This window comes from Vibrio sp. 1F253, from assembly GCF_041439295.1.
Classification (GTDB): domain Bacteria; phylum Pseudomonadota; class Gammaproteobacteria; order Enterobacterales; family Vibrionaceae; genus Vibrio; species Vibrio tasmaniensis_A.
The window spans coordinates 113978-125224 of record NZ_JBGONU010000005.1; the positions used below are offsets into that span (position 1 = coordinate 113978).

8 protein-coding genes are annotated in these 11247 nt (G+C 45.5%); 6 read left to right on the top strand and 2 right to left on the bottom strand.

Annotated elements, in window-relative coordinates; all coding sequences use genetic code 11:
• Positions 1–157 precede the first annotated feature (157 nt).
• Together recB and recD are read left to right on the top strand one after the other, a co-directional pair.
• The gene (recB, locus tag ACED28_RS04380) at positions 158–3832 is read left to right on the top strand and encodes an exodeoxyribonuclease V subunit beta (RefSeq protein WP_371709377.1); all 3675 of its coding nucleotides are present in this window, start codon (positions 158–160) and stop codon (positions 3830–3832) included.
• The gene (gene recD, locus ACED28_RS04385) at positions 3832–6057 is read left to right on the top strand and encodes an exodeoxyribonuclease V subunit alpha (RefSeq protein WP_371709378.1); all 2226 of its coding nucleotides are present in this window, start codon (positions 3832–3834) and stop codon (positions 6055–6057) included. The genes recB and recD overlap by 1 nt, the downstream gene beginning before the upstream one ends.
• A gap of 101 nt (positions 6058–6158) precedes the next feature.
• Here recD and ACED28_RS04390 read toward each other — a convergent pair whose 3' ends face one another.
• Positions 6159–6350 carry a hypothetical protein gene (locus ACED28_RS04390; RefSeq protein WP_009848356.1) on the bottom strand — a complete coding sequence of 64 codons (192 nt, stop codon included), beginning with the start codon at positions 6348–6350 and terminating at the stop codon, positions 6159–6161.
• 281 nt (positions 6351–6631) lie between these two features.
• Entirely contained in the window at positions 6632–7969 is a 1338-nt protein-coding gene (argA, locus tag ACED28_RS04395; protein WP_371709379.1) for an amino-acid N-acetyltransferase, read from the bottom strand.
• Between the two features lie 146 nt (positions 7970–8115).
• Here argA and ACED28_RS04400 point away from each other — a divergent pair, with 146 nt between their 5' ends.
• The 4 genes from ACED28_RS04400 to csdE all read left to right on the top strand — a co-directional run bounded on the left by ACED28_RS04400 (position 8116) and on the right by csdE (position 11187).
• Entirely contained in the window at positions 8116–8604 is a 489-nt protein-coding gene (locus ACED28_RS04400) for a DUF2850 domain-containing protein (protein WP_017098026.1), read from the top strand.
• Between the two features lie 81 nt (positions 8605–8685).
• Entirely contained in the window at positions 8686–9798 is a 1113-nt protein-coding gene (gene mltA, locus ACED28_RS04405; RefSeq protein WP_009848359.1) for a murein transglycosylase A, read from the top strand.
• Between the two features lie 113 nt (positions 9799–9911).
• On the top strand, positions 9912–10721 hold the full coding sequence (tcdA, locus tag ACED28_RS04410; protein ID WP_009848360.1) for a tRNA cyclic N6-threonylcarbamoyladenosine(37) synthase TcdA: 810 nt from the start codon (positions 9912–9914) through the stop codon (positions 10719–10721).
• Positions 10722–10758: 37 nt separating this feature from the next.
• A complete protein-coding gene (gene csdE, locus ACED28_RS04415) occupies positions 10759–11187 on the top strand; it encodes a cysteine desulfurase sulfur acceptor subunit CsdE (RefSeq protein WP_009848361.1) in 429 nt (142 codons plus the stop codon).
• The last annotated feature ends 60 nt before the right edge of the window (positions 11188–11247 follow it).

Below are 11247 nucleotides of genomic sequence, written 5' to 3' on the forward strand. Positions count from 1 at the left end.
TAGTAGCGAGGCGATCTGAATTGATCCGTGAGAGAGATCGCACTAACTATTAACAAATTAGCGTAGGACGTAAATTGAATGACGTTTTCCACGCTAGGTCACATTTATAGCAATAGTCACATTTTTAACAGACTCATCTATCAAAAGGCAGTAAGGCATGACGACCACAAGCAGTGTTCAGGTAATCGCTCCAAAAACACTCGATACCATGACGTTTCCACTTCATGGCGCGCGTTTAATTGAAGCATCGGCGGGTACGGGTAAAACATTTACCATTGCTGGCTTGTATTTGCGCCTACTGCTCGGGCACGGTACGGCCGCTCCACAAGGTGATCTGACTGAAGCCACTCGACACCATGAGCCGCTAACCGTAGACCAAATCTTGGTTGTGACCTTTACTGAAGCGGCAACGGCAGAGCTACGAGATCGTATCCGTGCTCGAATCCATGATGCACGTATCGCGTTTGCACGTGGGCAAAGTGACGACCCAGTGATTGCGCCTTTGTTACAAGCCATCGAAGATCATGCTGGTGCTGCGAAAACCTTACTCAATGCCGAAAGACAAATGGATGAGGCGGCGGTATACACCATTCACGGCTTCTGTCAGCGTATGCTGACTCAAAATGCCTTTGAGTCTGGAAGCCGTTTTGATAATGAATTTGTGACCGATGAAAGTCACCTGAAAGCGCAAGTGGTAGCTGACTATTGGCGTAAGCAGTTTTACCCGCTGCCAATTCAACTGGCGGGTGAAGTGCGAAATATTTGGGGCTCTCCCGCTTCGTTATTGGCTGACGTAAATCGCTACCTGACGGGTTCTCCACTAAAGCTAACTGTGGAAGCAATGTCGGGTGACTTGCAAACTCTGCACAATCAAAACCTAGCTAAAGTGAAGCAACTTAAGGCGTTGTGGTGTGAATCTGAAGCGGACTTTTTGGCTTTGATTTCAGGTTCAGATGTGAACAAGCGCAGCTACACTAAGAAGTCTTTGCCGACTTGGTTAGAAGCGGTAACAGCATGGGCGCAGAGCGACACTCACGATTACCAGTTTCCAGATAAACTAGAGAAGTTCTCTCAAGCTACTCTGATTGAAAAAACACCGAAAGGCACGGCACCTCAGCACACCGTTTTCGAAGCGATTGAGAACTTCTTAAATTCTCCAGCAGACCTGAAAGCCCCCTTGCAGGCACATGCGATTACTCATTGTCGAACCATGTTAGCCAAAGCTAAACAGCAGAAGCAGTGGTTATCGTTTGATGATTTGCTGACTCAGTTATCCGCGTCCATTGATGTGGATGAGCAATCACTGCTGGTGGAGAGAATCCGCACCTTATACCCAGTGGCGATGATCGATGAATTCCAAGATACCGATCCGCTGCAATACAGTATCTTTAGCCGAATCTACCTAGATAACCCGCAATGCGGCCTGTTTATGATCGGCGACCCGAAGCAGGCTATCTATGGCTTCCGTGGCGCGGATATCTTTACCTATATCAAGGCGAGAAACCAAGTTAGTGCTCACTACACTTTAGGGACTAACTGGCGTTCGAGTGCTGATATGGTCAGTGCAGTAAACCAAGTGTTTATGAATTCGGACAGTCCGTTTATCTACGACCAAGACATTCCATTTTTTCCCGTCGCAGCCAGCCCATCGGCCGACAAACGCCAATGGGTGATGAACGGAGAAACCCAGCATGCACTGACCTTTTGGCTACAAGAAGCGGAAGACAAGCCCTTACCGAAAGGCGAATATCACAAAGCAATGGCTGAGGCGACGGCGAGTCAAATTCAAACCATTTTGACCGCTTCTCAAAACGAGCAAGCTTATTTTGATAACGGTAAAAAACAACATGCCGTGAATGCAGGTGATATTGCTGTCTTGGTTCGAACTGGTAGTGAAGGTCGCCTAATTAAAAATGCGTTGTCGGAACAAGGCATTGCGAGCGTGTATTTGTCTAACCGAGATAGCGTGTTCACCAGCTTGGTCGCACAAGACATTCAACGCCTACTGCAAGCGGTGCTGACGCCTGAAAATGACCGTGCATTGCGTGCGAGTTTAGCGTCAGAGTTGTTTGCTTTGGATGCCGCATCATTGGATGAACTCAACAACGATGAAGTGGTTTGGGAAAATGTCGTTAACGAATTCCGAGAATATCGTAAGTTGTGGCTGCAACGTGGCGTATTACCAATGCTTCGCAGCGTGATCAGTAAAAGGCACCTCGCGGAACGCTTACTAGAAGAAGAAAATGGTGAGCGCTCACTCACTGATTTGATGCACATTGGCGAACTGTTGCAACAAGCTAGGCAGGAGCTCGACAGTGACTATGGCTTGTTACGTTGGCTAGCAGAAGCGATATCAGATGCGCAAAATGGTTTAGGTGGCAGTGAAGACGACATTCAACGCCTTGAATCAGAGAGAAACTTAGTTCAAATCGTCACTATTCATAAATCGAAAGGTTTGGAATATGACCTAGTATTCCTGCCGTTCGTGGCGAGTTATCGTGAAGCGAGTGAAGGTAAGTTCTACGACCATGAATCAGATACCACAGTGCTTGATATTACGGGTAGCGACAGTGCCTTAGCGCAAGCCGACAAAGAGCGATTGGCGGAAGACTTACGTTTGATTTACGTGGCGCTTACTCGTGCCGTTTACGGTTGTTTCATTGGTATGGCTCCTTTACGTAAAGGGCGTTCAACCAAAGAGCCGACCGGCGTTCACTTAAGTGCCATGGGCTACTTGGTTCAAAATGGACAAGAGCAAGGCATCGCTGAGTTACATCAAGCTCTGTCAGCGATTGAGGGTAAGAATTCAAGCGTATTGCTGTCTGAAACGCCTACCGCTCACGAACAAGTTTTTGTGCAAACAGAGCAAGTGAGTGACGACTTACAGGCTAGTGAACTTAAAGCTTCAATTGACCGAGCTTGGCGAATCACCAGTTACTCGGGGCTTGTAAAACAAGGCAGTCACGGCGCAAACCATGATGCGACGATTGAGGTGTCAGGTTTTGATATTGATTCGGCTGATGAACAAGACGAGTCGGAATTGATTGAACCTGAACGTTCTATATTCACGTTCCCTCGTGGCGCTCGCCCTGGTACTTTCTTGCACACCTTATTTGAGGATGTTGAATTTACTGAGCCAGCAACCAGCGAACATAACACGCAAGTAATTACTCACTTATTAGAGTCAGAGCAATACGAGTTAGAGTGGCTACCTGTGCTTCAACAGCTTGTTGATACGGTGCTAAACACCGCTTTAGATGGAAAGAACTTAAAGCTGAGCGAGAAAGGCTCAACTCAACGATTAGTCGAAATGGAGTTCTTGTTGCCGATCGAAGTGTTGGCCGCATCTGAGCTGAATGAAACCATTCAATATCATGATCCGTTATCGGCTAAAGCGGGCGACTTAGGTTTCCAAACAGTACAAGGCATGCTGAAAGGCTTCATCGATTTAGTGTTCGAGCACCAAGGTAAATACTATGTGCTCGACTGGAAATCGAATCATTTAGGTGATGATGTTGCCGTCTACCATGGTGAGGCATTGAAATCGGCGATGGCCGACCACCGTTATGATCTGCAATATCAAATCTATGCGTTGGCATTGCACCGCTTCTTACGCAGCCGCGTTGCGGATTACAGCTATGATCAGCACTTTGGTGGGGTCTATTACTTGTTTTTAAGAGGAATGGACGGCCAATCTCAACAAGGTATTTTCTCGGCGAAACCTACATTGGCTTTGCTCGATGAAATGGATCAATTGATTGACGGTAAAGTGATAGACAGACGTTCAGCACAATTGAATGACAATGAAACTGGACAGATGGGGCTTTTATAATGACAACAACGACCACTAATACCAGTACAGAAGCTGCGAACACGCTAAAGCCAGTTTCACTTATCCCTGAGCAGCTCATGAATGTATTAAAGTTCCTAGCGGACAAAGGTTCAATTCGTCAGTTGGATTATCAATTTGCCCGTTTTATTGCTCAGCAAGCGACGAGTCATTCTCAAGAGATCGGGTTTCTAGCTGGCGTTGTAAGCCATGAATTAGGCAAGGGGCATATTTGTACTCAGCTTATACAGCAGCATAAGGCAGGCCCTGAACAAACGACAGATCTAGCCCAGTTGCTTGGTTTGTACGGTGAAACGGCACTGCAATTGAACCAAAAACTGTTGGGTATTGATTGGGTGACTGTTCTGCAATCATCTAACCTAGTTGGAACAACTAATGACTGCGTTAAGCCGCTGATGTTTGATGGGCAGCGTGTCTATTTACAGCGTTATTGGAACTACGAAGTTGTGTTGGCTGAAACTCTAAACCGTTTAAGTAAGCCAGTAGAGTTCAATATTGAGCAGAAAAAAGCACTGACTGAGACGCTCAATCAGCTTTTTGCACGCAGTTATCACTTCCTGTTTAATGCCTTAACCAAGGCTGAAGCAAACCAACAAACCTCTCAGGTATTACGTCAGCAGTTAGTGTGTGACCATCTAGATATCGTCGATGAACAGGCTTTGGATTGGGGTTCTATCGATCAAGCGATTGTTCAAGCCAAACAAGTGACCGATTTAGATGTTCTGGATAGTCTAGTGCCGTTATCTGTCTGTTTGAACTGGCAAAAAGTAGCGGCAGCGGTGGCGTTAAGTCGTCGCTTCGCGGTGATTTCTGGTGGGCCGGGTACCGGTAAAACGACCACGGTAACTAAGTTACTTTCGGCTATGGTTGAGCAATCACTCAGCCAAGGTAAAATACCGACGATCAAGCTGGTGGCTCCGACAGGTAAAGCGGCGGCGCGTTTAACTGAGTCGATTGGTAAAGCGATTGAACAATTACCTCTGGCGCCTGAAGTAAAGGCCAACATACCGACGGAATCGAGCACTTTGCACAGACTGCTCGGCGCGATTCCCAATCGAGCGGAGTTTAGACACAACCGACGTAATCCACTTCACCTTGATATCTTGGTGGTGGATGAAGCATCGATGGTCGACTTATCCATGATGTATAAGCTGGTGGATGCACTCCCTGAACACGCAAGGTTGATTCTGCTTGGTGATAAAGACCAGCTCGCTTCAGTAGAAGCTGGTGCCGTGTTGGGTGATATCTGCTCGTTTAACTCTACAGGCTACAGCACAGCGCAAGGTAACTTGATTGCTGAAATGACAGGCTTTGATGCGATAGCTAAACCCAGACAGGTCAAAACAGGATCGGCTAACCCTCCTGCGATTGCCGATAGTTTGTGTATGCTGCAGAAGAGTTACCGTTTTGATGCACGTTCAGGTATCGGGCAGTTGGCAAAAGCGATCAATAACGGCTCTGCGAATCAGGTCGATCAAGTGTTTGCTAAAGGATTTTCAGATATTGAAAACCATCCTCTGTCGAGTGACAGCTACAACTTGATGCTGCGTACTTTAGTCAATGAGTATGGTGCGTATCTCAACAGAATGAATGTGCCGTTGGAAGAATTAGAAACTCAAGAAGCGAGAGCCAAATCGGTGCTCGACTTGTTCAGTCAATGTCGATTGCTGTGTTCTATTCGTGAAGGTGACTTTGGTGTTAAAGGCCTCAACCACAGAATTGAAAGGGCACTTGCCGCAAGACGTTTGGTGAATCCGCACAACGATGAATTGTGGTATCACGGACGACCTGTAATGGTAACGCGCAATGATCATGGCTTGGGCTTATACAATGGTGATATTGGTATCTGTATGCTCGAAGCCGATTCAACGACTTTAGAGTCAAATAGTGCGAATTCCGCACCTCGACTGAAGGTGTATTTTGAGTTGCCCGATGGCAGTGTGAAAGCCGTACTACCAAGCCGAGTCCCCGATCATGAAACCGCGTATGCGATGACGATACACAAATCTCAGGGCAGCGAATTTGATCTGACCTTGATGATCTTACCGCCAGATTTCAGCCCGATTCTAACGCGAGAACTTATCTATACGGGGATTACACGTGCTAAGAAACGACTGATGATGTTCAGTGATACGAATGTGTTGAAGCGTGGTATTAAGGTGAAAACAGAGCGAGTCAGTGGTTTAGGAAGTCGATTAACCAGCTAACAGTCAGTGGCTTTAGTGAAGGTGCAGCTGAAAGTAAAACTACGAAATAGCAGGGTAAACCGTATACACAAAGCAACCATCCGTGGTTGCTCTGAACGTTATCAGGAATCAGTACCTAAAAACGCTCGAGTAAACGATATATGGTTTATCTTGTATTTTGGTTGGCAATTCAAAATAAACTCTTTTAGATTTTCGCTCACAGGGAACACGCAGTGTACGTCTAACCCTTCTAAGAATTGGTTATCAGCCATATCCCAAAAACTTTGCAGCGAGTTACAAACAATGGTTCTCATATCAATGTTGCTCTTTTGCTGTTTATATTAACGAGCAGACTGATGACTACTAGCATGCTGATCGTTAACGGGTATAGCAATCCGTGCAGTGACCGCCTGAATGTCATAGATTAAACATTCGGCGGCATTCCAATAAAAACGCTTGTCGATATTCATAAAGCGTGCAAATTCTATACAATTATGACTGTGAATGAAAGTGCATATTTAATAAATCTCACATTGGAAACAATTACATTTGCAATAGGTTCCTTATTAAAGTGAGATTTTACTCCAAATTTAATTTACACATTTAACGCTAAGATCTTGGAATTCCTTTGATAGTTGTACAGACCTTGTTTTTCCATTGGTAATTCATCAACAGCAATCTCATAAAAACCCTGTTCACGGAACCAATGAAGGCTGTGTGTGGTAAGAACAAAGATCTGGTCGATATCACGAGATTTGGACTGATGACGCATGTAATCAAGCAGTAACTGCCCACGGTTTCCATCTCGGTAGTCAGGGTGAATTGCCACGCAGGCCATCTCTGCCATGTGATCTTCTGGATAAGCGTACAGCGCAGCGCAACCAATGATCAGACCGTCTTTTTCGATGATAGTAAAACGATGGACTTCTTGTTCTAACTGCTCTCTTGAGCGACGAACAAGAATGCCTTGTTCTTCAAGAGGGCGAATGAGGTCAAAGATACCACCGATGTCATCAATCTGAGCTTGTCTGACTTGTTCGGCACTCGCCATGACCACTTGGGTTCCAATACCATCAAAAGAGAATAGCTCTTGGATCAATGCGCCATCGGCTTTGTAGCTGATCAAGTGACAACGAGGCACGCCTGCTCGGCAAGCGGAGATCGCTCCTTTCAAGAAGCGCAGTGTTCCGGTGCTCATGTCTTCGGCGGGGTTCTGGGATTCCGTTAAGCGTTCAAGAATTTGCTTGGCGTCTTTAGGGAAGAGTTCGGCGAGTACATTACCGCTTTCGTCAGTCACCCCTTGCTCAGAACAAAAGCCAATCAGTTTGTCGGCTTTCAAACGGATAGCAACTTGTGTCGCGACCTCTTCCGAAAGCAGGTTAAAGCTTTCGCCAGTGACTGAACTGGCAATAGGCCCAAGAAGGACGATGGAACCTTGGTCAAGGGTGCGATTGATCCCTTCGATGTCTATTCGACGAATGCGTCCGCTGTGGCAGTAATCTGTACCATCATCGACGCCTAAGGGTTGAGCGGTAATAAAGTTACCACTCATAACATTCAGTTGAGTTCCTGCCATTGGGGTGTTGTTCAAACTCATTGAAAGGCGAGCGGTGATCGCAAGTTGCAGTTGTCCAGCCGCCTGCATTGCAACACCTAAAGAATATTCATCTGTGACTCTAATATTTTTATGGTAAGGCGTATGGCAGTCTTGCTTCTCTAACAGTTGGTTGATCTGTGGTCTTGCCCCATGAACGAGAACAATCTTAACCCCAAGGCTATGAAGCAGGGCTATATCACTAATAATGTTGCCAAAGTTTCTATCGGCAACGGCTTCACCTCCCAACATAATCACCATGGTTTTACCACGGTGAGCATTTACATAAGGGGTCGATTGCCTAAAGCCTTTGACTAGCGCCGTACTTCTTAATTTCACAGAATAAGTCTTCCTTGTTTATTTATTCGATAATTTAGCATTTAAATTCAAATTTAAACAACAACTTTTTGGAATGAAGCGCAAACTATTCTCATCTAGGCTTCGTTTTATAAACTGTCTCAGTGTACAATGCGTACAGCATCCTTATGAGTCGTAAACGAATGCAAAAAAATCCAGTAAGAAAGAGTAAGATTGATGAGATCGCAAAAGGTCTCTACAGTGGAGCAGAGCAGCGCAACAAACCTAAATTGAGACGTAAGCTCATTGAACGCAGTTTAATGGTTTTAGCTTTGGTGGGTTCGTTTGCCGTCGCTTCCTTGTTCGCCGATGTGTTTTATAGAGTGCAAGATGCGATAACACCTAATAGTCAAATATATGGAACTTGGGTCGAGCAAGATGTCGCTCGTTATGCTGCGGACGAGTTTGTGCTGAGTGAAAATGGTGTGTCAGTGCGAGGCTCTGTTGTGTCGACTCATTTTGATTTTGATGGCAAGTACTTCGAATATAAGGCAGGTAATAAAACGTATCACTTTCGCCTAACGAATTCTGATAAAACAGAAATGATGCTTGTATCGGATAATCACTATAATCCAGTCTTTCGCCTTAAAGGTTATATCGATAACTCAGTTCGATAGGTTATCTTATTGTAAACATTTACAATCTAAGATTGTGTTATCTGATCGTTTTTGTCATCCTCGATGCATAGAATATTTAGGATGACTCTTGTGATTAAAAAATGGCTTCCCCTTGTTGCTGCCTCTTTCTTATTTGGCTGTGCTCAACCCACTGATCTTGCCCAACAACACCTTGACGGTGAATTTCCCCGAACCTTAAATAAGGTCGATTTGGTTGAATCTAATAAACCAAGAGACTTCACCGCATTTGCAGAGCAAGCTGAGATGGTGGTTTCTAAATCCCCTTCGATGGCTAAAATCTATGAGCCGCTTTATCAGCAACTCAATGAATGGGCGGTGCTGAGTGGAGAGCCAAGCGAGCTAGCGAATTTTGGCGTTCAAACTGCTCAATTAGGTGGTGGTGATAAACAAGGTAATGTTTTATTCACGGGTTACTTTTCTCCTGTAATGGAACTGCGACATGAAGCAAACGAAGAATACCGATTCCCTGTTTATGGGCTTCCAGAGTGTGATAAAGAGTGTCCAACACGCGAAGAGATCTACAACGGTGCATTAGAAGGCCAAGGTCTTGAGTTAGGTTATTCAGCAAACCGTATCGACCCATTTATGATGGAAGTACAGGGCAGCGGCTTTGTGCATTTCGGAGATGATGACACGCTGCAGTATTTTGCATACGCGGGTAAGAACAATAAAGCTTACGTGAGTATTGGTCGTGTTTTGATCGAACGAGGTTTAGTGCCACGAGAAAAAATGTCATTGAAAGCTATCAAAGAGTGGGTATTGGCGAACGATCCTGAAGTGGTAAAAGAGCTGCTTGAGCAAAACCCATCTTTCGTCTTCTTTAGCGCGAGAGATGATCTATCCGTAATGGGAAGTGCTGGCATTCCTTTATTACCGATGGCGGCGGTAGCGGGCGATCGCTCTATCTTACCAATGGGAACACCTATCCTGGCTGAGGTTCCGTTACTGAATGCTGATGGTACTTGGAGCGGCGCGCACCAACTAAGACTACTATTGGTTTTAGATACCGGTGGTGCGGTTAAGCAAAACCATTTGGACCTCTACCATGGTATGGGCCCACGAGCAGGAACTGAAGCGGGTCATTACAAGCATTTTGGTCGGGTGTGGAAGCTGGGTCTAGATGGCAGCGCAACCGAAGCGCCTTGGGCTTTGCCTCCTGAAAAGGTCGAGTAAACAACAATAAAATGGGGCATTGAAAGCGAATCGCTAATCCCCTAGACTTTTAATTCAAGAGTGCGTATAAAACGCACTCTTTTCTTTTTCTCAGAAATAAATTGGCGGCAACAATGCGTGAATTGACCACTCCAGCTTCAGAAAACTATGACCAACGATTTGGTGGCACTCGTCGCCTGTATGGCAATAGTGAAGTCGACATACTTAGAGCAGCACACGTGTGTGTGATCGGTATTGGCGGTGTCGGTTCATGGGCGGTTGAAGCGCTTGCTCGTACTGGTTTAGGTGAGCTGACATTGATCGATATGGATGATGTGTGCGTGACGAACATCAACCGTCAGATCCACGCTATGTCGGGTACGGTTGGCAAGAGCAAAATCGAAGTGATGGCAGAGCGCGTTAAGCTGATTAACCCTGAGTGTAAAGTGAACCTGATTGATGACTTTATCGGGCCAGATAATCAGGCTGAATACCTATCGAAAGAGTTCGACTTTGTGCTCGATGCGATTGATAGCATGAAAGCTAAGGCTTCGCTGTTGGCGTATTGCCGTAGCAACAAAATTAAAGTGATCACCACCGGTGGCGCGGGTGGACAAATCGATCCGACTCAAATCAAAGTGGCTGATCTGACTAAAACGATTCAAGATCCGTTAGCGAAGAAATTGAAAGACACATTGCGTCGTCATCATAATTTCCCTAAGAATCCAGCGCGTAAGTTTGGTATCGATTGTGTGTTCTCGACTGAGCAACTTAAGTACCCACAAGCTGACGGCAGTGTATGTGCTGCGAAAGCAACCGCAGAAGGTCCAAAGCGAATGGATTGTGCGACGGGTTTTGGTGCAGCAACGGTTGTCACGGCTACCTTTGGTTTTGTGGCGGTTTCACGTATCGTAGAAAAGATCGTTCAAAAGCACGCTAAGTAACGTCTTCTTCTCAATTAACAATCGACTGGATATTAAAATGACCACATTCCCAAGCTTTCCATTCGGCAAAGAAATTACCAGTGATGATATTGTCGCAAAAATGCAGACTTTCAGCGGCTGGGAAGATCGTTATCGCCAGGTGATTCAGTGGGGTAAGAAACTGCCTAGCATGCCTGATGAACTGAAAAGTGAACAGGTTGTCGTATCTGGTTGTGAAAGCCAAGTGTGGTTGGTTTCTCAAAATATCGACGGTGTTTGGCGCTTTTGTGCTGATTCTGATGCGCGTATCGTTCGCGGTCTGATTGCATTAGTGATGGCTGCGTATGATGGAAAAACATCAGAGCAGATTCAAGCGTTCGATATCGATGGATACTTTGAACAAATCGGTTTAATTACCCATCTAAGCCCATCTCGCGGCAATGGATTAAAAGCGATTGTTGCTCAAATCCAAGAGCTAAGTGCTTAACATTTCTTAGATACACAGAAACAAAAAGGGTTGACGCTAAACGCCAACCCTACATAATTT